This is a genomic window from Pseudofrankia saprophytica (assembly GCF_000235425.2).
Lineage (GTDB): Bacteria > Actinomycetota > Actinomycetes > Frankiales > Frankiaceae > Pseudofrankia > Pseudofrankia saprophytica.
Genome location: NZ_KI912266.1, coordinates 4,963,605 through 4,985,234, shown reverse-complemented (window position 1 = coordinate 4,985,234; position 21,630 = coordinate 4,963,605). Strand labels below are relative to the sequence as shown.

Annotated in this window: 21 protein-coding genes; 9 read left to right on the top strand and 12 right to left on the bottom strand. The window is 69.7% G+C overall.

Going from position 1 to position 21,630, the window contains the following annotated elements; translation table 11 throughout:
• Positions 1-305: 305 nt before the first annotated feature.
• The 3 genes from FRCN3DRAFT_RS0220990 to FRCN3DRAFT_RS0220980 all read left to right on the top strand — a co-directional run bounded on the left by FRCN3DRAFT_RS0220990 (position 306) and on the right by FRCN3DRAFT_RS0220980 (position 2,810).
• Positions 306-1,088: a MerR family transcriptional regulator gene (locus tag FRCN3DRAFT_RS0220990; protein WP_027140800.1), complete on the top strand. Its 783-nt coding sequence runs from the start codon at positions 306-308 to the stop codon at positions 1,086-1,088.
• The gene (locus FRCN3DRAFT_RS55195) at positions 1,085-1,447 is read left to right on the top strand and encodes a hypothetical protein (RefSeq protein ID WP_007510250.1); all 363 of its coding nucleotides are present in this window, start codon (positions 1,085-1,087) and stop codon (positions 1,445-1,447) included. Before FRCN3DRAFT_RS0220990 ends, FRCN3DRAFT_RS55195 begins: the two co-directional genes overlap by 4 nt.
• Before the next feature lie 514 nt (positions 1,448-1,961).
• Positions 1,962-2,810: a PP2C family protein-serine/threonine phosphatase gene (locus tag FRCN3DRAFT_RS0220980; protein ID WP_007510252.1), complete on the top strand. Its 849-nt coding sequence runs from the start codon at positions 1,962-1,964 to the stop codon at positions 2,808-2,810.
• A gap of 163 nt (positions 2,811-2,973) precedes the next feature.
• On the opposite strand, the gene FRCN3DRAFT_RS0220975 is transcribed toward FRCN3DRAFT_RS0220980, so the two are convergent.
• The 7 genes from FRCN3DRAFT_RS0220975 to FRCN3DRAFT_RS0220945 all read right to left on the bottom strand — a co-directional run bounded on the left by FRCN3DRAFT_RS0220975 (position 2,974) and on the right by FRCN3DRAFT_RS0220945 (position 9,272).
• On the bottom strand, positions 2,974-4,095 hold the full coding sequence (locus FRCN3DRAFT_RS0220975) for a hypothetical protein (RefSeq protein WP_007510254.1): 1,122 nt from the start codon (positions 4,093-4,095) through the stop codon (positions 2,974-2,976).
• Between the two features lie 235 nt (positions 4,096-4,330).
• Complete coding sequence (locus FRCN3DRAFT_RS0220970) at positions 4,331-5,452, bottom strand: hypothetical protein (RefSeq protein ID WP_007510256.1); 1,122 nt, start codon at positions 5,450-5,452, stop codon at positions 4,331-4,333.
• A gap of 329 nt (positions 5,453-5,781) precedes the next feature.
• Positions 5,782-7,113, bottom strand: a complete 1,332-nt coding sequence (locus tag FRCN3DRAFT_RS45475; protein WP_007510258.1) for an MFS transporter — start codon at positions 7,111-7,113, stop codon at positions 5,782-5,784.
• An 11-nt stretch (positions 7,114-7,124) separates the two neighbouring features.
• Positions 7,125-7,424, bottom strand: coding sequence for an NAD(P)-binding protein (locus FRCN3DRAFT_RS0220960; protein WP_007510260.1), 300 nt, complete (start codon positions 7,422-7,424; stop codon positions 7,125-7,127).
• Between the two features lie 65 nt (positions 7,425-7,489).
• Positions 7,490-7,897, bottom strand: coding sequence for an arsenate reductase ArsC (locus FRCN3DRAFT_RS0220955; RefSeq protein WP_007510262.1), 408 nt, complete (start codon positions 7,895-7,897; stop codon positions 7,490-7,492).
• Between the two features lie 12 nt (positions 7,898-7,909).
• Positions 7,910-8,668, bottom strand: a complete 759-nt coding sequence (locus FRCN3DRAFT_RS0220950; protein ID WP_007510265.1) for an aquaporin — start codon at positions 8,666-8,668, stop codon at positions 7,910-7,912.
• A 7-nt stretch (positions 8,669-8,675) separates the two neighbouring features.
• Complete coding sequence (locus FRCN3DRAFT_RS0220945) at positions 8,676-9,272, bottom strand: ArsI/CadI family heavy metal resistance metalloenzyme (RefSeq protein ID WP_007510266.1); 597 nt, start codon at positions 9,270-9,272, stop codon at positions 8,676-8,678.
• A 100-nt stretch (positions 9,273-9,372) separates the two neighbouring features.
• Here FRCN3DRAFT_RS0220945 and FRCN3DRAFT_RS0220940 point away from each other — a divergent pair, with 100 nt between their 5' ends.
• The 5 genes from FRCN3DRAFT_RS0220940 (at position 9,373) to FRCN3DRAFT_RS0220920 (ending at position 13,646) form a co-directional block, all read left to right on the top strand.
• On the top strand, positions 9,373-9,768 hold the full coding sequence (locus FRCN3DRAFT_RS0220940; protein ID WP_007510268.1) for an ArsR/SmtB family transcription factor: 396 nt from the start codon (positions 9,373-9,375) through the stop codon (positions 9,766-9,768).
• Positions 9,765-10,421, top strand: a complete 657-nt coding sequence (locus FRCN3DRAFT_RS0220935; RefSeq protein WP_007510270.1) for a class I SAM-dependent methyltransferase — start codon at positions 9,765-9,767, stop codon at positions 10,419-10,421. Before FRCN3DRAFT_RS0220940 ends, FRCN3DRAFT_RS0220935 begins: the two co-directional genes overlap by 4 nt.
• 98 nt (positions 10,422-10,519) lie before the next feature.
• Positions 10,520-11,857, top strand: a complete 1,338-nt coding sequence (locus tag FRCN3DRAFT_RS0220930; RefSeq protein ID WP_007510272.1) for a sensor histidine kinase — start codon at positions 10,520-10,522, stop codon at positions 11,855-11,857.
• Positions 11,848-12,546, top strand: a complete 699-nt coding sequence (locus tag FRCN3DRAFT_RS0220925) for a response regulator transcription factor (RefSeq protein ID WP_007510274.1) — start codon at positions 11,848-11,850, stop codon at positions 12,544-12,546. The genes FRCN3DRAFT_RS0220930 and FRCN3DRAFT_RS0220925 overlap by 10 nt, the downstream gene beginning before the upstream one ends.
• 122 nt (positions 12,547-12,668) lie before the next feature.
• On the top strand, positions 12,669-13,646 hold the full coding sequence (locus FRCN3DRAFT_RS0220920) for a hypothetical protein (RefSeq protein ID WP_007510276.1): 978 nt from the start codon (positions 12,669-12,671) through the stop codon (positions 13,644-13,646).
• Between the two features lie 20 nt (positions 13,647-13,666).
• Here the strand turns inward: FRCN3DRAFT_RS0220920 and FRCN3DRAFT_RS0220915 are convergent, their stop codons facing one another.
• Entirely contained in the window at positions 13,667-15,175 is a 1,509-nt protein-coding gene (locus FRCN3DRAFT_RS0220915; RefSeq protein WP_232794098.1) for an MFS transporter, read from the bottom strand.
• 178 nt (positions 15,176-15,353) lie between these two features.
• Positions 15,354-17,189, bottom strand: coding sequence for a glycoside hydrolase family 15 protein (locus tag FRCN3DRAFT_RS0220910; RefSeq protein WP_007510279.1), 1,836 nt, complete (start codon positions 17,187-17,189; stop codon positions 15,354-15,356).
• Positions 17,190-17,718: 529 nt separating this feature from the next.
• Here FRCN3DRAFT_RS0220910 and FRCN3DRAFT_RS0220905 point away from each other — a divergent pair.
• Positions 17,719-18,129, top strand: a complete 411-nt coding sequence (locus tag FRCN3DRAFT_RS0220905) for an SHOCT domain-containing protein (protein WP_007510282.1) — start codon at positions 17,719-17,721, stop codon at positions 18,127-18,129.
• A gap of 118 nt (positions 18,130-18,247) precedes the next feature.
• Here FRCN3DRAFT_RS0220905 and FRCN3DRAFT_RS0220900 read toward each other — a convergent pair whose 3' ends face one another.
• The 3 genes from FRCN3DRAFT_RS0220900 to FRCN3DRAFT_RS0220890 form a co-directional block, all read right to left on the bottom strand.
• On the bottom strand, positions 18,248-19,159 hold the full coding sequence (locus FRCN3DRAFT_RS0220900; protein WP_007510284.1) for a bile acid:sodium symporter family protein: 912 nt from the start codon (positions 19,157-19,159) through the stop codon (positions 18,248-18,250).
• Positions 19,160-19,222: 63 nt separating this feature from the next.
• On the bottom strand, positions 19,223-20,557 hold the full coding sequence (locus tag FRCN3DRAFT_RS0220895) for a Dyp-type peroxidase (protein WP_007510285.1): 1,335 nt from the start codon (positions 20,555-20,557) through the stop codon (positions 19,223-19,225).
• A gap of 21 nt (positions 20,558-20,578) precedes the next feature.
• Positions 20,579-21,592: a hypothetical protein gene (locus FRCN3DRAFT_RS0220890; RefSeq protein ID WP_007510287.1), complete on the bottom strand. Its 1,014-nt coding sequence runs from the start codon at positions 21,590-21,592 to the stop codon at positions 20,579-20,581.
• Positions 21,593-21,630 lie beyond the last annotated feature (38 nt).

Below are 21,630 nucleotides of genomic sequence, written 5' to 3'. Positions count from 1 at the left end.
GCCCGGCTGTGCGCGTTCGTGCCGCCGGGCGAACGGAGGCGGCTGTGATGTCAGTCTGGACGTCTGGAACAGAAGACGGTGCGCCGCGGCCGCGGTGGCGCGGAGGGCACGGCCCAGTCGGCCTGGACCTGATGGTGCACCAACCCAGGCTGGTCGTGATGGGACCGGCTGGCCCACGCGGCGCAGCCCACGGCGGCACCGCGACAAGCCGGGGGTCCGCGGCCACGTCAGCTTTGGGTTCCATGGCTGTTTGGGTTCATGGCTGGCTTGACCTTCGAGTCGGGTCGAACGTTTACGGTCCGGTCATGGGCACCTACCGCATCTCACAACTGGCGGATCGCGTCGGCGTGCCGGCCAGCACGCTGCGGTTCTACGAGTCGGCTGGGCTGTTGTCTGCCGAGCGCGCTCCGTCGGGTTACCGGGTCTACGGCGAGGAGGCGGTGGAGCGGTTGGCGTTCATCTCCTCCGGGAAGCTGCTGGGGCTGTCATTGGAGGAGATCGGCGACCTGCTGAGGGTGTGGGAGCAGGGGGTGTGCGCGGCGGTCCGGGAACGGATGGCGCCGCTGGTCGCCGCCCGGATCGTCGACGCCGACCAGCGTGCGGCCGAACTGTCGGCCTTCGCCGCGCGGTTGGCCGCATTCCACACCGAACTCGCGGGGGCAGCGCCCGCGGGTGGTTGCGGCCCGGGCTGCGGTTGCCTCGCCACGACCGGCCCCTCATCTGCCGGTCCGGTGCCGCTCACGCTGTCCCCGGTCCGGCCTGGGCTCGCTGCCGACGACCAGGCCTGGCGCGACGCGCCGGTCGCCTGCGCTCTCGGCGGTGACGAGCAGGCCAACCGGGCCGCCCACTGGCGCGAGCTGCTTGGCGAGGCGGTCGGTCGGGAGGAGATAGCCGACGGGCTCCGCGTGACGTTTCCACCCGGCGTGGATCTCGCCGTGCGGGTCACCGCGCTCGCCGCGGCTGAGCAGGACTGCTGCGCGTTCTTCGCCTTCACGCTTCACCTCGCTCCTACCGCGCTGGTCCTGACCGTGCGGGCTCCCGAGACCGCCACCGCCCTGCTCGCCGACCTGTTCGGGGTGTCCGCATGAGTCCAACGGCTGGCCGCTCCCGCCCGTGGTCGACGATCGGCGCCACAGCGGCAGCCCTCGGTGCCTGCGCGGTGTGCTGCGCTGGCCCGCTCCTCGCGGTGCTCGGCGCGGTCAGTGCCGGGGCGACCGTCGCCGCCGTTTGGGTTCCCGCGCTGGCCGTGGTGGCCGTGGTGGCCGCCGCCATGCTTGCCGGCGCCGCGGTGGTCCGCCGTCGCCGCCTGGTGGCCTGCCGGACGGCTCCCGGACCGGTGGACCTGGGCCTGCCCACCCCGCGGACCATCGGAATGCGGCGAGAACCTTCCCACGGTGAGAGCCACACCGCCGCGCGTCGTGGGCGCGATGGTGTCAGTGGGTCGTGAGGATGCCGGGACGAACCGGCAGGTGAACGTGCGGAGGAGCTGGACCGCCAACTCGCGGCCGCCGTTGTCCCCTTAGGTGGCAGGCGACGTTACATCGGTGAGTTCGTCCACCCAACGCAGGCCAGGGCGGCCTCGATGCCCCGTCTCGCACCGGAACGACTCCCAGCGGCCGACAGTGGTCGACGCCGACCCGTGCGGGAGTTCTCCGACGGCGAGCGGCCCGCCGCGAACCTTCCACAAAGTCTTCACTCCTCCTCAACAGTGCACGAATAAATTCGGCGGCGTAGCGATCCAGTACCGGCGAATGTCGCTCCGCGAGGCCCGCGACCGGGCCGCTGTGAGAGAGGCGAGGAGTGGGCGCGAAGGTCAGCTGTGCGTCGCTCGTGCGGCGTTGGGAACCGGCGCGGGGAATCAGACCGCGCAGTCAGGCGAACCGGCTGTCCGTCCGGCACCGCCTTTTCTGGTGCCCGGAGAACGGTCCGCGTCACCATATTGTCAGCTGGGGGTACCCGCCGTGTTCGCGGTCGACAGCACGATCAAGACGTACCTGGCCTTCCGCGTGCCGCGGCCGCGAGTTCCGCACGCACCGGACCCCGTCGCCGGCTTGACCGGCGGCTCGACAGGCGGCTCGCTCGTGGAGTCGCCATGGCCACCGGGCGTCGAGGTCGCGGCACGCTGCCGGGCCGGCCGTGACGGCGTTCCCGGTGATTTCTTCGGCCTGTTTCGGTCCGGCGCCGGCCGTGGCCGCTCAGGACGTCACCTGTTCGGCCGGGCGCGCCTCGACGAGGAGCGCTGCGCGCTGGTCATCGGCGACGTGTGCGGCAACGGGTTGCAGGCGGCTCGCGTCGCCCAAGCAGCGCTACGAACAGTCCGGGAGGTCTCCAGGCGGGAGACCGCGCCGCGACGAATCGTCGACTATCTCAACACGGCGATGCTCGATGCCGCGCCCGACAGCGAGTGCTTCCTCACCGCCGTCTGCATCACGCTGCGCCCAGCGGTGCGCGGCTACCGCGCCGTACTGTGCTCGGCCGGTCATCCGCCGGTGCTGGTACGTCGCCGCGACGGAACGGTGCGCGAGATCACGACCAACGGGATCGCGCTCGGCGTCACCGCCGACCCCCAGCTGAACGAGTACCGGTTCAGGTTGCGGCCGGGCGACACGCTGCTGCTCTACACCGACGGGGTGACGGAGGCTCGTCGCCGCGACGAGCAATACGGCGAGCCTCGGCTGCGAGGGCACTTCGCCCGCGTCGGTGGGCTCGAACCGGGCCTCGTGGCGCGTTCCGTCGTGCAGGCCGCCCTCGACTACTGCGACAGCGTCGTCACCGACGACATCACCGTCGTGGCACTGCGGGTCAGCTGACCGGGACCCTCGCCGACCTTGTCGAGTACTGATCGCATGGTCATCCTTCGCCATTGCTTTCGGGGCCGAGTCGGGATGCGTAGCCGCCGAAGCGACGTCCTCGGGATGCGGTGAGCACGCGCGAACCGAGGTCGTCGCCGCGGCCATGCTGGGTGCTGGGTGCTTACTGGACGATCGAGGCGATACAGGAGGCGATGCCTCCTCTGGGCGCGTTGACGTTCGCGCCGAGCCGGTAGTTGCGTTCGGTGCGGGACATGGAGACCTGGCGCTTGTCGTAGAAGTCCTTGTAGATCTTCTCGATGTCCTCGCTCTCGTCGACGAACCCAATGTAGGTGCCGTTGTCGTCAAAGTAGGGGACGGCGAACAGGTGTGCGACCCTGATTGCGGCCGAACTGAAGATCATGACGCCTGTGGTGCCGCGTAGTCCAAAGTTCCGGTTGGCGAAGTAGATGCCGGCGAACACGATCGTGTCTGGTTCGTCCGGCCCGTAGCTCACGCGGGCTCCGATCTGGACCCTGGGCGAGATCAGGCCGCGCTCGTTGTCCTGCATGAAGGAGGCCATGTGGCCGGAGGCCATGTAGAGGTCGCCTGCCTTCTTGCCGCCCACGCCTTCCTGCCAGTCCTTGACGACAAGGTGTTCGTCGGTGTCGTTGAGGACCATTCCGAGGATCTTCCTGGGGTTGTCGAGGGACAGGTAGTGCAGGAGTCCGGTGAGGACCGCGACGACGGCTGCGATCGCGGTCGTGAGGCCGATGGTGGTGATCGCGTTCCGGATGGCGGTGGTGAGCACCTGTCCGGCACGCAGCTCCTTGATCACCTCGAATGTCATCGGCGCGCCGACGGCGACCAGGCTGCTCGCGGTCAGTTCGATCGCGAGCTGGCCGGGGGTCTTGGCCGTCTGCATGTTCTCGAAGCGTTTCACCAGCATGGTGAGGTACTCGCGGACGCCGTCACCGCGCAGGCCCATGAGGTGGTTGGCGTCGCTGCGGGTCAGTGAGAGGTTCGGCTCGATGTCGACCTCGGTGTCCAGCATCCGGGCCAGCGCGGTGTCCTGGTCGAAGTCGGTGGCTTCGAGGCCGACCGCGCCGGAGTTCGGCTGACTGGTCTCATCCAGTAGCGCCTCCAGGAGCCGGACCCGGGCGAGCCGGGCCTTCTTCCGGTCGCTGAGCGCGTCGTTCGAGAAGATCGCCCGCAGGTCGACGCCGTGGCGTTCCTTGATCGACTCCATGATCTGTTCCGCGAACTGCCGGTCGCTCAGGTGGGAATGCGTCGACGAGAGTTCCACCAGACACCTCCGAATGATCTCGACAAAGAGATGGCGCGCAGGACCGAGCCAGGCGAGGACCGGTCGGCGCGATCCGGCCACAGATGGACGGGGCGCATACCGGTCCTCGCCGGTTCTCGCGACCGGTCCGGTTACGAGGTCGACCGGTCTGATGCTTTCGCCAGCGCCGGTTGCCTCCTGTCGTCGGGCTTCCCGGCGGTGCCGAACGTGGTGTTCGTGAGTCGCTGCTGGGTGCTTACTGGACGATCGAGGCGATCAAGGAGACGACGCCGCCTCTGGGGGCGTTGACGTTGGCGCCGAGCCGGTAGTTGCGTTCGGTGCGGGACATGGAGACCTGGCGCTTGGCGTAGAAGTCGTTGTAGATCTTCTCGATGTCCTCGCCTTCGTTGACGAAGCCCAGGTAGGTGCCGTTGTCCTCGAAGTAAGGGCAGGCGAACAGGTGGGCGATCCTGACCTTGGGCGAGCTGAAGATCATGACCCCTTCGGCGCCGCGCAGTCCGACGTTGCGGTCCGCGAAGTAGATGCCGGCGAACACGAGGTTGTCCGGCTCGTTCGGCCCGAAGTTGACCCGGGCCCTGATCTGCACCTTCGGTGAGACCAGGCCGCCCTCGTTGTCCTGCATGAAGGACGCCATGTGGCCGAAGGCCATGTACAGGTCGCCGTCCTTCTTCCCATCTACGCCCTTCTCCCAGTTCTTGACGACGAGGTGCTCGTCGGTGTCGTTGAGGACCATTCCGAGGATCTTCTTGGGGTTGTCGAGGAACATGTAGAGCAGGAACCCGACGAGGATCACGACGACGGCGCCGATCGCGGTCTTGAGGCCGATGTTGGTGATGCCGGTCCGGATGGCGACGGCGATCGCCTGCCCGGCACGCAGCGCCTTGATCACTTCGTAGGCCATCGGGACGCCGACGCTGATCAGGCCGCTGGCGGTCAGTTCGATCGCGAGCTGGCCGGGGGTCTTGGCGGTCTGCATGTTCTCGAAGCGCTTCGTGAGCGTCGTCAGGTACTCGCGTACGCCGTCGCCGCGCAGGCCCATGACGTAGGTGGCGTCGCTGCGGGTCAGCGAGAGGTTCGGCTCGATGTCGACCTCGGTGTCCAGCATCCGGGCCAGCGCGGTGTCCTGGTCGAAATCGGCGGCGTCGAGGTCCACCGCGCCGGAGTTCGGCTGGCTCGCCTCGTCCAGCAGGGCTTCCAGGAGCCGGACCCGGGCTAGCCGGGCCTTCTTCCGCTCGCTGAGCGCGTCGTTCGCGAAGATCGCCCGCAGGTCGACGCCGTGGCGTTCTTTGATCGACTCCATGATCTGTTCCGCGACCTGGCGGTTGGTCAGGTGGGTGTGGGTCGACAGGAGTTCCATCGGGCACCTCCGAATGATTCCGAAAAGGAGTCGTGCAGGCATGACAGGGCCGCCGTCGCCTTCTTCGAAAACGGAAGGCGGCGGCAATGTTGGTCGTCGAGTCGACCGCAACTGGTGGGCATCAGGAATTCGCCCGGCGCGAGCGGTTCCCATCGTTCCGAATCGACGTGTCGCGGAAGCCGTCGTCGTCGACCTGGGACCCATACGTCGACCGGCACGCAGAGCCTAGCGGGGGCACGAAGGGCTCGTCCAACCAGAACGTAGAGCGGCAATTTCTCCGCACAAAGCCGTCACCGCCTGATTGATATGACGGCGAGGGTGAGATTGCGTTATTCGCCCCGGACGCGGACCGGTGTCGTCGGGCGGTGGTGGTGGCCGTCGCCCGCGGCGCCGTCCGGGCGGTTGCCGGCGGGGACGGCGGCGGTGGGTCGCGGGGTTGCGGTGGTTGCGGTGGTGGCGGCGGTCGCGAGTGCGGCGCCGAGCCCTCCGGCGGCGGCGAGGGTGACGAACAGCAGTGGATAGCTGCCCATGGCCGCGGCGAGGGCGGCGCCGATGCTGGGGGCGAGGGCGGTCGCGGCGGTGACCGGGGCGTTGAAAACGCCGTTGAGCCGTGCGAAGCGTTGGGTTCCCCACAGGTCGGCGACGATCGTGGCCTCGACGAGGGTGAACATTCCGCGTATCGCTCCGACGAGTACGGCGACTGCGACCAGCGCGAAGGCCGGGCCGGGGAGGATGCCGAGGACGAGGATGGCGAGGCCGCCGGCGCCGATGACGGCGGCGGTCCGGCCGCGGACGGTCAGTCGTGTGGCGAGGGGGCGGTAGCAGAGCCGGCCGGCGACCTGGCCGGCTCCGCCGAGCCCGATCGCCCAGGCGGCGAAGGTCGTCGACAGGCCTCGGCCGGTCAGGAGCGGGACGAGGTTGACCACGACGGCGTAGAGCGCGAACGCGCTCAACGTCATCGCCGCGACGAGCAGCAGGAACAGCCGGCTGGTCAGCACCTGGCGATCGTCCCTGCGCTGCGGCGCCGGGTCCGGTCCGGTGTGGCTGGGGGCCGGGTGCTGGTCGGGCCGCCAGGGTGGGCTCAGTGCCCAGGCATGGGCGGGAATCGTGATGGTGGCGAGGATCGCGGCGAGGACGAGGTAGACCTCTCGCCAGTTCAGGTGGGTGGTGAGCGCGGCGGTGAGGGGCGCGAAGATCGTGCTCGAGAAGCCCGCCGCCAGCGTCAAGGTGGTCAGCGCGGGCAGGCGTCTGGGTCCGTACCAGCCGGTGAGCGCGGCGAACGCCGGTGGGTAGAAGACTCCGGCCATCGCGACTCCGACCACCAGCCAGGCGGCGAGGAACCAACCGTACGACGGGGCCTCGGCGACGCCCGCGAGCGCGGCGACGGCGAGGAGCGAGCCGGCTGTCATCACCGGCCGCGGCCCCCGCCGCCCGAGCAGCCGTCCGACGGGCACGCCGGCTACGGCACCGAGGAGGTTCCCGGCCGAGAACGCCGCCGTCACCGCCGTGCGTGACCAGCCTGTGTCCTCGGCGATGCCCTGGGCGAGGACGGGGAACGCGTAGTACAGCACCCCGTAGCTGACGATCTCGGTGACGCACAGTGCGACCAGCGCCCGCCGGGGACCGGCCGCCGTCCGGCCTGCGGCGGCGGTGCCGAGCACCGGCGTCCCGCCTACGCCGACGCGGGTGCGCGGCCGATCGCGGGCACCTCGACGGGTGGCGCGCAGCAGCCGGTCGGATATCCCGCAACCGGCGCGTTCCACCCCGTGGACGTCAGCAACCGGGCGCCGGCTGGGTCGACGAGCTCGGGCCAGGCGGAGAACAACCGCACATGCCCCCACGCGGCGACCGCTGCCCCGGGACCGTCGCCGGCCTCGAACACCAACGGCTCCAGACCACGCTCCAGCAGATGCGCCCCAGCCGCCAGACCCTGCGGCCCTGCGCCGATCACCGCCACCGGCAAACCCGCCATACCCACCTCTCACATTGACATCGTCGGTCCGGCCGCTCGGCGTGGGCGGGGCTGTGGGGTTGGCGTCAGGCGGCGGCCTGGAGCTCGCCCAGCAGTTTCTCGACGCGGGTACGGATGGCGTCGCGGATGGGGCGGACGGCGTCGATGCCCTGGCCTGCGGGGTCGTCGAGTTTCCAGTCCTCGTAGCGGATGCCGGGGAAGACCGGGCAGGTGTCGCCGCAGCCCATGGTGACGACCACGGTCGAGGATTCGACCGCGTCGACGGTGAGGATCTTCGGGGTCTCGGCGGCGATGTCGATACCGACCTCGGCCATCGCCGCGACGGCGACCGGGTTGACCTTCTCGGCAGGCATGGAGCCCGCGGAGCGGACCTCTACCTGGTCACCGGCGAGGTGGGTGAGGAAGCCGGCGGCCATCTGGGAGCGGCCGGCGTTGTGGACGCAGACGAACAGCACTGACGGCTTGTCGGACATGGACAGGTCCCTTCATGGGGCGAGGAAAGGCCACCGGCCCGGCCGCCGAGCGCCGGACAGCCGGGCGTCCGCCTGCCCCGGCCCGTCAGGCGCGGACCGGTAGAGCAGGCGGACCAGGCCGTAGCCGACAGCGCCACCGACCAGTTGAGCGGCGATGAACGGTGGGACGGAGACGGGGGCGATGCCGGCGAAGGTGTCGGAGAACATCCGCCCGACGCTGATCGCCGGGTTGGCGAAGCTGGTGGAGCTGGTGAACCAGTACGCCGCGCCGATGTAGGCACCCACCGCGGCCGGCGCCCGTTCCCCGCGGCCGGACCGCGCCAGCGAGAAGATCAGCAGGATCAGTCCGGCGGTGGCGACGACCTCGGCGAGCAGATGCGCGCCGGAGGCCCGGTGGTGTGTGGAGATCGACACCGCCTGGCGGTCGAACATCAGGTTCGCCAGGATCGCGCCCGTGACACAGCCGATGACCTGAGCGGGCAGATAGGCGGCGGCGTCCCGCCACGACAACCCGCCGAACGCGGCGTCGACCGCGGTGACGACGGGGTTGAAGTGGGCTCCGGACACCGGTCCGACCATCAGGATGACCGCGTACAGGCCGGCGGCGGTCGCCGCGGCGTTCTCGACCAGTTGCAGGCCGACCTGTCCGGGGCTGAGCTGCTGCGCGGCGATCCCGGAGCCGACGACCAGGGCTGCCAGCAGCAGGCTGCCCAGGGCCTCGGCGGCCAGCCGTCTCGCCAACGGCGGCTGGCCAGCCGGTGCGTTCGTCACCCGCGGTTCAGCAGCACGAGCCGGACGGAGCCGGCTCGACCGCCAGCAGCGTGCGCGTGCCGGCCGCTACCGACGGCGATGCTTCCGCCTCGACCGCCGTCGGGGTCGCGGCTGGCTTCTCGGCCGTCGCGGGGGGAGCGCAGACAGGGCCGCAGTCGCAGGCGGAGCCCGGCCCGTCGGCGCGCTCGGCCACCGACGGCGTCGCGGCTGGACGTGCCATCTCGGCCACGTCGGCCAGCACGGTGTAGACCTCCCACGGCGCGCCGTCCGGGTCGTCGACCCACACCTTGTCCTGCAGCGCGTAGCAACAGGCCGTGTTCTCCTCCACCGCGGTCGTCAGCCCCACCCCGGCCAGCCGGGCGGCGGCCGCGGACACCTCGTCGGTGCTCTCGACCTCGACACCCAGGTGGTTGAGCGCCCCGGCGACCCCGGTACCGCGCACGTCCGGGTTCTCGATCAGGACCAGCTTCAGCGGCGGCGTGTCGATCGCGAAGTTCGCGTATCCCGGCCGGCGCTTCGCCGGCCGGGTGCCGAACAGCTTCCCGTAGAACTCCACCGCCGCCTCGACGTCCGAGACGTTCAACGCCAGTTGCACCCTCGCCATCACGCACCTCCACGATCGCATCGACAACGGTCTATGTCTTGACGAGCAGAGGATGACCGACGAGATAGACGGCTGTCAATCCCTGAGGCATGCTGGAGCCATGGCGACGACATCCCCACCGGCCGCGAGCCCGGTCCTCGCCCCACGGACCGAGACGGCGCCCTTCCCCTTCGCCGGGGCGCTCTCGGGCTGCTGCGCGCCCCTTGCCCGCGAACCGCTCTCGGCCGCGGACGCCGAGCAGCTCGCCACCGTGCTCAAGGCGATCGCCGTACCCGCCCGGCTGCGCCTGCTGTCGATGATCTACGCGCGTGACGGCGGCGAGGCCTGCGTCTGCGAACTCACCGAACCCCTCGGGCTCACCCAGCCCACCGTCAGCCACCACCTGAAAGTCCTCGTCGACGCCGGCCTGATCACCCGCGACAAGCGCGGCGTCTGGGCCTACTACCGCCCCGTACCCGGCGCCATGGCGGCACTCGCCGCGATGCTGGGCGGATGACACAGCGCACGCACTGGGACGACGTCTACGGTCGGGCAGTGGTGACCGAGGTCAGCTGGTACCAGCACGAACCCGCCAGCTCCCTGGCCCTGGTCGAGGCCACGGGCGTCGGCCCGCGTGATGCGGTCATCGATGTCGGTGCCGGGGCGTCCGTGCTCGTCGACCGGCTGCTGGATGCCGGCCATACGGACGTGACCGTGCTCGACGTCGCCGCCGACGCGCTCGCTGTGACCCGGTCCCGTCTCGGGCCGCGGGCCGCCGACGTGCACTGGCTCACCGTCGACCTGCTGGAATGGCGGCCACAACGGCGCTACCAACTCTGGCACGACCGCGCCGTGTTCCACTTCCTCACCGACCCCGCCGACCGCGACCGCTACCGCGCCGTCCTGCGCCAGGCGCTCGCACCCGGCGGCCACGCCATCATCGGAACGTTCGCGGCCGACGGCCCGACAGCCTGCTCCGGGCTACCCACCGCCCGCTACAGCACCGACGAACTCGCCGCCCAGTTTCCCGACCTGCACGTCGTGCGAACCAGCCGCGAACAACACCACACACCGAACGGCCGGACACAGCCGTTCACCTGGCTCACGCTGGCCGATCACACCGACGGCGACGGCAGCGCGGACCACCCAGCCACCGCAACCCACTCCTGACACAGCCCCGGTCTGCCCTCTGCCCCGCCCAGACCCGGCCACAAGGTCACGAGCCGCGAGCACACCCCATGACGAAGGGACGCCGTTAGGCTGAAACCATGGCCGGCTCGTTCTCCACCGCGGCTTGGGGCCGGTCCTTCCCGGGTGCCGGTCCCGTTGCCCGGGTAGCGCGTCGCACGCTGAAGGAGTCGCTGTACCTGCTGACGGGTCCGGTCAGCTCGGTCGCGGGCCCGCTGATCGTGCTCGGCGGTCTGTGCGTGGGAATGCTGGGTCGGGTTATCGGAAGGGCACCGGTCGCGGCCGGTGTCGCGGCGCCGGTGTACTGGTCCGCCGATCTGGAGCGGTGGCGGATCGACCGGGTCCGCGCGGCGGCACCCGGCCCGGAGCGGCTCGGGCGCCAGCCGAGGCCGAGCGGCGCCGCCGCCGCGTCGGACCTGGGGTTGTGGCTCGGCCTGGTGCACGCGATGGTCCTGCCGCCCGTCGCCCTGATCACCGCCGTGATCACGGCGCTGTGGTGGCTCGTCGGCGTCGGCGCCGCGACGACCGCGGTGCGCAACTGGGGCACGGCCGCTGGGAAGCCGCCGCCGATGACGCTGAGTACGGGCAGCGGTCCGTACCACGTCGACGTGAGCCTGGGCCTGACCTCGCCGACCACGCGGATGATCTTTGGGACCGTGGTCGGGCTGCTGCTGATACTGGCCTTGCCGCTGCTGACCAGGGCGTGCGTGGCCGTGCAGGCCGGTCTCGGGCAGGCGCTGCTCTCGGACGCCTCCCGGTGGCACCGCAGGATCCGCGGGCTGGAGCAGGAGCGCGACACCGCCCGGGCGCAGACCGTCGCCGCGCTGACCGCCGAGGCGGTGGCGCTGCGCCGGCTCGAGCGCGACATCCACGACGGCCCGCAGCAACGCCTGGTCCGGCTGGCGATGGAGCTGGGCCGTGCGCAGCGCCATCTCGACCGCAGGCCCGAGACCGTGCGGGAAGCACTCGCCGACGCCATGATCCAGGCCGAGGAGGCGTTGGAGGAGCTGCGGGCCCTGTCGAGGGGCATCGCCCCGCCGATCCTCGTCGATCGCGGCCTGCGGACGGCGCTCGCCGAGCTGGCCATGCGCTCGACGGTTCCCGCCCAGCTCGACGCGGGAACCTTGAGCCGACGGCCGGAGGCAGCCGTCGAGACGGCCGCGTACTTCGTCGTCTCCGAGGCACTGACCAACGTGGCCAAGCACAGTCAGGCCGGCCGGTGCGTGATCGGGCTCCGTCATGAAGCGGAGCTGCTGCGGATCTGGGTGACCGACGACGGGGCTGGCGGCGCCGCGTTCGACAAGGGCCACGGGCTTCGCGGCCTGCGGGACCGGGTGCAGGCGGTCGGCGGCCAGCTCCGCCTCACCAGCCCGTGCGGCGGCCCGACGACGATCACCGCGGAACTACCGTGCCGCTGACGGCCGCCGACGAGACGCCCGAACGACCCGTGCCCGAGGGCGGGCTGCGGATCGTCGTGGCCGACGACGCCGTGCTGTTGCGGGAGGGCCTCATCCGGCTGCTCGCCGAGGAGGGCCACCAGGTGGTGGCCGCGGTCGGTGACGCCCCGGCCCTGATCGAGGCGGTGCTGCGACACCGCCCGGACGTCTCGGTCGTCGACGTCCGGATGCCGCCGTCGCACACGGATGAGGGCTTGCGGGCGGCGATCGACGTCCGCTCGCGCCTGCCCGGCTCGCCGGTGCTGGTGCTCAGCCAGTACGTCGAGACCTCCTACGCGGCTGACCTGCTCGCGGACGGCTCGGGCGGGGTCGGCTACCTGCTGAAGGACCGGGTCGGCCGGGTCGGGGAGTTCCTGGACGCGCTGGAGCGGGTCGCCGGCGGCGCGACGGTGCTCGACCCGCAGGTCGTCGTGCGCCTGCTGGACGGGCGGCGCGGCGGCAGGGCGCTGGCGTCGCTGACCCCGCGGGAGCGAGAGCTGCTCGCGCTGATGGCCGAGGGCCATTCGAACACGGCCATCGCCCAGCGGCTGGTGCTGTCCGCCAGCGCCGTCGAGAAGCACATCGGCAACATCTTCGCCAAGCTCGGCCTGCCACCCGACGACGCCCAGCACCGTCGCGTGCTCGCCGTCCTCGCCTATCTCCGCGCCTGACGGCGACCGGCGGCGCGGCCTTTCCCGCGCGATGGTCCGGTTGGCCGGGTAGGGCCTGCCACACCTTCTTCGTCCGGCCTACTCCGGTGACCGGGCGACGCGCCCGCGACACCGTGTAAGCCATGCTCACATCATCACCCGCCACCGGTCCACGCACGAATCCGGAACGGTCCGCGCGCGGCGTCGCCCGGAGCCTGGACGCCGGTAGTCAGCCGAGCCGCGGGCTGTCCCGCCGCCACCGCTCAGCATCGAGCCGGCACCATTCCCCGCGCAGTTCCGCCGGCCCGGCGGGCACCCCAGGCCGCAGGCTGCTGGCACTCGCCCTCTGCGCCGCCGCTCTCATCGGCGCCTTCGCCCTCGCCCCGAGTCGACTGGCGGCCGGCGCCGGGGACGGCGATCTCGTCAACCACCGCCAGCTCATCGCGGCCGTGCACAGCGGGTTCGTCGAGTACTGGCGTTCCGGCAACCGGCGGCTTTCCCCGCACCTCGCGCGGGTCGTCGACTACTGGTACCGGTTCCACCTGATCAAGGGCTTGATCTCCGCGCTCCTACTGGTGGTCCTCATCGTGCTGACCATCGCGCTCTGGAAGGATTTCCTGAAGGCCAGCGACAGGGTGAGACGGGCCGGTCTCGCGTCGGCCGGTGTTCTCACGGCGGCGCTCACGCTGCTCGCGCTCGCGGCGGTGATGGCGAACATCCAGGGCGCGGCGGCGCCGTTCTCCTCGCTGGTGCCCATGCTGCAGGAGGGCGGGACCGACCCGGCGCTCGCCGGCGCGCTCGACCAGGCCACGCGACAGTTGGCCGACTCGCGCGCGGGCGCGCGGACCGCGCCGGCCCTCGACGTGATGACGGCCGGCTTCGCTAGTTACCACGTGGCGATGGCCGTGGTCGCCACGGTCGTGGCGGCCGCCCTCCTCACCGTCAGCGTGCTGCTGTGGAGAAGGGCCCCGGCCGACCGGAGGGCAAGGCGGGTGACGCGCGCCTTCGGCGTCCTGACCGCGGTGCTGACCCTGGCCCTGTGCGTCCTCGTCACGGCGAACGTGACCGCCGCGGCCCACTCCGCACCGGCACTTCTCAGCGCCCTCAAAGGCGGCCTGTGACACCTTCGATGGTGCGGCCGCTAGCTATCTGCGCGGCTTGGGATGAAGAGCGCGAGGACGAGGCCGATCACGGTGACAACCAGCAGCGTAGTAAGCGATAGAGCGAATGGTCGGCCGCCCGGGTGGGTGGCGGCGACCAGGATCGAGCCGGCCAGGGCCGTTCCCAATGATGACCCGAGATTGGAGACGCTTCGGGACAGTCCGGAGATATCGCTCTGGTCGCTGTCCGGGAAGCTCGACTGAACGAGGTTGACCGCGGCGGTGAGCATGACGCCGACGCCCAAGCCGGTCAGGAGGAGCCCTGGGACGAGGCTGAAGGTCCCTGAGGTCGTCCGGACCAGGGCTAGGAACAGGGCCATGCCGGCCGTGGTGACGATGAAGCCCTGCCTGATCAGGGTGCGTTGCGAGTGCCGTCTGGCGAGCCTCTCGGCCGCCGCGGAGGAGGCCAGGATTCCCACGCTGGCGGGGGTCAGCATCAGGCCTGTTCGGATCGCGTCGTATTTCCAGGCCTGTTGAAGGAAGACGCTGACGACGAAGAAGGTGCCCTGCATGGTGAGCCACTGGATGAGTTGAACGCCCAGGCCGAGGTTGGCCGTGCGGTCATGGAGGAGTCTACGGTGCAGCAGTGGCTCCTTGCCTTTTCGCTCTCGGGCGCGCAGGTAGCGGAAGAAGCAGACGAGGACGGCCGCGCCGACGCCGATGGACAGCCAGACCGGCGACATCCCGCCTTGGGAAATCAGGACCGTGCCCGCGACCGAGAAGTCCTTGCGGGAGACGAACCAGCCATAGGTGTTCGTCTGCAGGATTCCCAGGACCAGGAAGGACAGGCCGGCCGCGGACAGCACCGCGCCGCCCAGGTCGAACGGAGGCCGAGGTACCTGGCGCGGCTGGTCGGGGAGGTTGCGCGCCAAGAAGATGATCAATGCAACTGCCAGGGCCTGGGTCAGGAACAGCGCGCGCCATCCGAGCAGGCTCGTGATCAGCCCACCGATCAGGGGTCCGGCGGCGGCACCCAGGGCACCCGCGCCGCTGACGATGCCGAAGTATTTCGCTCGTGTTCTGACCTCGGTGAAGATCACGGTGACGAGGATGTACACCGGCGGGATCATGAGCGCGGAGCCGACGCCCTCCAGGATGGAGTTTCCAACGATCATTAGTCCGAGGCCTGGTGAGAGTGATGCCAGCAGTGCGCCGATGCCGTAGACGGCCAGGCCGGTGATGAAGCAGGTCCGTCGCCCCCAGATATCCGACAGTTTGCTGCCGGGGATCATCAGCGCGGCCATGGTGAGTGTGAACAGGGTGATCGTTGTCTGCACGCCGATCACGGTGGTGTCGAGGTCCTTCGCGATGGCGGTGATGGCCACGTTGAGGCTCGATGCCGCATAGCTGCAGATGAACTGCGCGAGCGCCAGCGGGAGGACGACCGCGCGGGCGTCGATCTTTGACGGGCTGCCCGGAGACGGATTCAGGGTGGTCCTCCTTGCGCGTCCGGCCAGTCGACCTCGTGAGCTGCCGGCCGCTGCCCGCACGGGACGCCGGCGGATCCATTGCTGGGAATGGTGACCAGCCATGGCGGCCTGCCAGCAGACCGACGGCTTGGCCGGCGGCGGCCAGGCCCGATCGGCGTCTGAGATCTGTCATCGTCTCCGGGACGCCGGTCGAGTCCGAGCACGCCGGCCGGTGGTACGGCGGATTGGCGGTTTCCGGCTACGCCGCGGCGTTCTCCTCAGCGTCGAGCTCGTCATCCAGGGCCATGGCCGCGGCGACGAGCGCGAGATGCGTGAACGCCTGTGGGAAGTTGCCGAGTTGCTCGCCAGAGGGACCGATCTCCTCGGCGAACAGGCCCACGTGGTTGGCGTAGGTCAGCATCTTGTCGAAGGCGTATCGGGCCTGGACCAGCCGGCCGGAGCGAGCGAGTGCCTCAACGTACAGGAAGCTGCAGAGGTTGAAGGTACCCTCGGAGCCGCGTAGCCCGTCGGGGGAGGCCTCGGGGTCGTAGCGGTAGACGAGGCTGTCGCTGACCAGTTCCTGCCCCATCGCGTCGAGGGTGCTCAGCCATGCGGGGTCCCGTGGGGATAGGAATCCGACGCGGGGCATGAGCAGGAGCGATGCGTCCAGAACGTCGGTGTTGTAGTGCTGGACGAATGCTTCTCGCTTCGGGCTCCAGCCACGTTCTACGATCTGGTTGAAGATCGCGTCGCGGACCTGTGTCCAGCGGGGGATGTCCGCGGGGCGCGAGTACTGGGTCGCCAGGCGAATGCCACGGTCGAAGGCGACCCAGGTCATGAGGCGGCTGTAGGTGAAGTCCTGCTGACCGCCGCGGGTCTCCCAGATTCCCTCGTCGGGCCGGTCCCAGGTCTCGGTGAGCCGGTCGAGCATGGTGGCGAAGGCCTGCCAGCCGCGAATGCCTCCGATATCGCCGGCAAGCGCGAGCGCGTCGGCGGCTTCTCCGTAGATGTCGAGTTGGATCTGGTCGGCGGCGGCGTTGCCGATCCGAACCGGTGCGGATCCCCGGTAGCCCTCGAAGTGATCAAGGGTCTCCTCGGTCAACCGGGGGTCGCCATCGATCCGGTACATGATCTGCAGCGGTTCACCGGAGGCGGTGGCCCCGTCGGTGAGCCGGTCACGCAGCCATCGACGGAAGGCATGAGCCTCCTGGGTGAACCCAAGGTCGATCAGAGATCTGACCGAGAGGGACGCGTCTCGGATCCAGGTGTATCGGTAGTCCCAGTTGCGTTCACCGCCGATCTGCTCTGGCAGCCCGGCGGTGGCCGCGGCGATCGGTGCCCCCGTGGGGGCGTAGGTGAGCAGCTTGAGGGTGATCGCCGAACGGTTGACCGCGTTCTTCCAGCGGCCCCGGTAGGTGCAGGAGCGCAGCCAGTTGATCCAGAAGCCACGGCAGGACTCCAGGTCGTCCCGGATGTCGTCCAGTGACAGCGGCAGCGGCGCAGGGCTGTCCGGCGCATCGCTGGTCAGGACGATGGCGGCCACGTCACCAGCCGCGAGGGTGAAATGGGCGGAGATATCGTTGGAGTCAGCCTGGAACGTGACGGGCGCGGTGGCCTGAATGCGCAGATCGGCGTTGGGGCCCCGGAAGACCGCGGATCCGCGATCGATCTGTGTGAGGGTGTGCGGCGCACGCCCGTAGTCGAACCGGGGACGGCAGGTGAACACGAAGGGAAGACTTCCTCGCACCACCCGCGCGACTCGCAGCAGGCGATGCCGGTCCGTCGGCATGGTGGTGTCCAGCGGTTCCATGAAGTCGGCGACCTCTCCGACGCCGCTGGGAGCCATGAATCGAGTGACCAGCACAGCGGTGTCCGACAGGTATAGCTGACGGATCGTCAGCCCGCTTTCGCCCGGAAGGTCAGCGGCGAGCTGGCAGTAGCCACCGCGATCCTTGTCGAGAAGCGAAGCGAAGATGCTGGGAGAATCGAATCGCGGTGTGCACCACCAGTCGACCGATCCTTCAGAGGAGACCAGCGCCGCGGTTTGAAGATCTCCGATCATCCCGTGGTCGGCGATCGGCGGATAGCTGTTCACGGTCGCTTCTCCTTCGCTCGGCCCACGCAACGGAACCGCTCCGACGCAGGTGTCGGCACGCGCGTCGCGTCGTCGGAAGTCCCGGCCGGATACGGCCCCATTTGTGGGCCGTACGGAGCCATGCCCGACGGACGACGCCTGCGCCACCCCCGGTCGGCTGATGCGCTCCTACGCCTTGAGCGTGCGCTCGATCGCGGCTTGGCGCACTCCGACCGCCGGGCGCGACGGGTGCGTACTGGTCCAGGTGCCACCTGGGCGCACCATGCGCGCACCGATCTGTGCCGCAAACGACCGTAAGATCGGCAGCGCCTCACCTGTCTGCCCGGGAGTCGACACGCTAAGAGCCGGCGATTTCCATGGAAGGTGTCGTCTCGCGCCGATGTCGCCGCTAGGCCGATGGATCCGGAATCCCGTTTTGTACCCGGTCGAGGGAATCGTCAGTGTGTCACCGTCCGCGACTGATCGAGTCGCCTGTTTCGTTCTGCGGCACGATTGTGGAGATGATACTGACTACGGGACGGAGGATCGGGTGTTCGCTACCCAGTACCTTGCCTATGACTATCCGGTGCTAGGCGCCTTCTGGACTCTTTGCTGGATCTTCCTGTGGGTTATCTGGCTGGTTCTCGTCGTCCGCGTCGTTATCGACATATTCCGGGACAGGGAAACGAGCGGATGGGCCAAGGCCGGATGGCTTCTCTTCGTCCTGGTCCTGCCATTCCTCGGCATCCTCGCCTATCTCGTCGTGAGAGGGCAGAGCATGGCCGACCGGAACGCGCGGCAGTTGCAGGAACAGCGCGGGATGGTCAACGCCTACATCCGTGACGTGGCTGGTGGCACCAACAAGGAGGTCGACGACCTGGCCAGGCTGTCCGGGCTCAAGGCCAGCGGTGACATCACCGCGGCGGAGTTCGAGCGCGCGAAGGAGAAGATTCTGCGGTGAGTCCGCGGCCGTCCCGGACCGGTCCCGCGCGTTGCCGCGGCTCGGCGAACGCGGGACCGGGCGGCTGGTGTGGCCCCGGGAGTCGCCGGACCGTATGGCCCTCGCTGTCCAGGTGCGGCTACGTCCGGGGTCCGTGCGCGTCGCCGCCATGCGGGTCGGCGGTGGCCAGGATGGCGCGTCGTTGACCGCGCAGTACGGCGGCGATCGGCAGAGCCGCCGCCAGGCCGCTGAGCAGGACGGCGGCCAGCGCGCCCAGGACGGAGGGTTCGTTGTCGAACGCGAGGCCGATCGCTGCCAGGGCGGGCCCCGCGTTGCGCACCGCGGTGACCCCTCCCAGGGAGGTGCGCCGTGTGGGCATGCCCGTGGCCAGCAGCGTGCCTACGGCGAACGCGGCAGCCGCGAGGATGAACCCGGCGAGCAGGGTGCGCGAGCCGAGCAGCGCGACGATGTCATGCCAGTTGCCCACCACCATGCCTACCAGCACGATCAGGAAGGTCACGTTCGAGATCACGGTCCCGGTCGGGTGCCACGACCGGGCGGTGGAGGTGGCATAGCGGCGAAGGAGCAGGCCGACGGTGAATGGGACGAGCTGCAGGAGAGCCACGGTCCGCACCAGCGTCCCGACGTCGAGGGAGACGTCGGTGCCGACGTCGGCGGTGGTGAGGATGATGGTGACGGTTGGCGCGAAGGTGAGGCTACCGGCAGTGGCGAGCAACACCTGCGTCGCAGCGCCCGCGGCGACGTCGCCTCCTTGGATCATGGCCAGTTTCGCCCCGAACGGTCCGCCCGGAGACGAGGCGACCAGAACGAGCGCGATGAACGGCGCGGCGGTTAGGCCGAGCAGCTCGCCGATGCCCCAGCCGAGCAGCGGGACGACCACCATGTTGGCCAGCAGCGCCAGCAGCAGTAGCGGTACGTCGCTCACGACGGCCCGCAGGGCCGGGAGGGTGGCCCCGAGACCGGCGGAGAACATGGTGGCCGCGATGAAGATCACCGTGATGGCGTTGAACAGCAGACGCAGGGTGTCCATGAGGTTTCCCGCCTGGGAGACGCGGCGTGCCGGGGCGGTGAGGCGCGAAGTGTCGGGTCGTGCTCAGTCCTTCAGGTCGCCCAGCCAGCGCAGTGCGTTCAGGCCTGGCAGGAAGCAGTACTCGCCGCCGCGCGTGACGACGAACCGTGGCAGCCCGGACAGTCGCCGGCGCAGTGGCCGTCGGGGGATGGTGAACCCGACGGGGCCTTCGTGGCTTCCGGTGATGGGGTCCGTGGCGCCGCCGGCGCCGAAGAAGACGCCGTCGTTCATCCATTCGGACTGGACGAACTCGAACTGCCGCCCGAGGTGCGCGCCGACGAACGTGAACATCAGGCCGCGGTCGGCCCCGTCGTCGTCCAGGACTCCTGAAGGTAGCGGCGGGCCGTAGACAGCGCCCCGTCTGATCATGCGGTGTAGTCGTGGCTCGCCTGCTACCGAGGCGTCCCGGGGGTTGGCCCGGCGGATGTGGCAGCCGCCAGGGGTGATGAATCCGCCGGGATCATCGCGTTCGTAGAGGAACGCGTTGCGCCGTTCTGGGTCGGCCCCGAGGGCGGGATCGTCGTGATGGGGACTGAGCGCGAGCGGTGCGCCGCTGCGCCATCGGCCCATGATCTTGGCGGCCAGTAGCTCCTCGTCTTCGGGGTTGACGGCGTTGTCCCGCAGGTAGCGCCGGAACGCGCCGACCCGTTGGTGGAGTTTGCGGATGGCGACGTAGCTGCCGTTGCGTCCGAGCTCGGCTGGCTGTGGTGCCTGCACGCCGCCAAGCTCGTCGGGGTAGCCGAGCACGAACTCGCCGGCCTTCAACGGCACCTGCAACGTGTTGGACCCGGCGATGCCACTGCCCTCGACCGCGGGTTGGCTGACACCGTCGCGATAGCCGAAATGCTCGGTCTCGGTGGGCAGGGTGTAGCAGTCCTGCCGCCAGATCGCCCTCACGCCTGACAGGCGGTCGTAGGCGGGCCGGACCCGGTCGATGGCCGTCTGCAACTGGGCGGCGTCCGGCGCGACCGCGAGGAGCACGACGTGGACAGCGGACGTGCCCAGCGGCGTCTCCCAGTGCTCGGGGCCGCTCTCGCCGACGTCTCCGAGCGCTGTGGCTCTGGCGGCCATGCCCTGACGGAACTCCCAGGCGAACGTGGCCAGGGCGGGCTCCGGAACGCCGAGTGCTCGCAGTCCGGGGCAGGTGAGCGCGACGCTGACCCACGTGTTCCCCAGGGGGCTGACCGGATCGGCGGCGGAGGTCACCGCCGTGCTCACGCGCCGTATCAGCTCCCGCCCGTGTGCCCGGTCATCCACTCGGAACAGGAGATAGGTCGCCGCGTAGGGGGTCGGGCGGGGGCTAAGGACCCCACGCTGAATGTCGTCGAGCTGCAACGTGGCGCGCATCTTCGTGGTCACAGGCGGGGCCTCCTTCCGGCGCTACCGAGAGACGAGGTTGCGCCAGAAGTTCCGCAGGCTCTCGTCGCCGCCGAACAGCGAGCTGAAGATCGTGGAGTCCGCCAGAAGCACATCGCCGGCCCGGTCTCCGGCTGGAGGCATCCACAGGAACGTGTTGAACTCGGTGCCGCCGGCCCCGATGAACGGATGCGGTCTTGCCAGGTCGATGGGCTGCCTGGCCAGTACCTGGACAACGCCCGGCTCGTCGGTCGTCACCGCGTAGTGCGGCAGATGCTGGTGAAAATTGAAGTGGCTGACCCCGTCGAGCCATCCCCTGGGGTCCAGGTCCCTGGCCAGGGACAGCGGGGCGGGCTGATGGTGCTCCTGGACGGCGGGACGCAGCCCATAGCGGTTCTCGACGGGTACCCCGAGTCCTTGCATGAGGCCGCGGACGTATCCGGCAAGCCGCTGCTGGCGGGGGATCAGGAGATCTCCGTGGTGGTGGTACTCGATGTCCCGGACGGCCAGGTCGTCGGAAGCTCCGACGTCGTGATGCGGCCCGAGGATCAGGCAGGCGTCCTCGCGGCGCAGGAAGTGCCTTAGCGCCTCGATCTCGGCCAGATCAGCCTTCTGCCCGGTGATCGTGTTATCAAGTCCGAACACGAACAGGGTGTCGGTGTCGGCCAGCACCCGCCCGTCCAGCACGGTCCGAAACCCAGCCTGATCGATCCGTTGATACACCGGTACCGGATGTCCGGTGACCTGCTCCACGTACACCTGGAAAGGAACCCAGGCCCAGAAGAACAACTCCAGCGCCCCCGCGATGCCCTGCTGGAACTGGAACGGGTCGGACCACCGCGGTTCCTCGTAGGCGGGCCAGGCGACCCGCCGGATCTCGGTCATCGTGGAGAACCGGTTGTCAAGCTCGGCGGGATTCCTACCAGCTTCGGCCGGATAGCTCCACGACACGTAGATGCTCACCCGCCGCCGGCCCGGGGTGTAGGTGCGCAGAACATGGTTCTGGTTGTAGACGCGCGCCGTCCGCGGCTCGGGCATCATGGTCTCCGCTGCGCGACCGAAGGCGCGGAGGGTGT